At 71.8% G+C, this 248-nt stretch carries 1 protein-coding gene; it reads left to right on the forward strand.

The genetic code is table 11. The features are described 5' to 3' along the window. Positions 1-248 (forward strand): PKD domain-containing protein (locus KVS71_RS18125; RefSeq protein WP_217585230.1); only part of this gene is annotated, 248 nt, incomplete at both ends.

Below are 248 nucleotides of genomic sequence, written 5' to 3' on the forward strand. Positions count from 1 at the left end.
ACGGCACGCCGTCGACCGGGCAGGTCGCCACGCACGTGTACGCCCCCGCCGGCACCCGCACGGTGACTCTGACCGTCACCGCCGATCGCGGCGGCAGCGCGTCCACCACTCGACAGGTGACGACCACGCATGCCGACCCGGTGGCGGCCATCACGGCGACGGCATCGGGGCTGAACGTCAACGTCTACGCCGCGGGTTCGAGCGCGTCCGACGGCGCGACTCTGACCTACTCGTGGAACTGGGGTGAC

The organism is Microbacterium sp. GbtcB4 (assembly GCF_019091465.1).
GTDB classification, from domain to species: Bacteria; Actinomycetota; Actinomycetes; order Actinomycetales; family Microbacteriaceae; genus Microbacterium; species Microbacterium paraoxydans.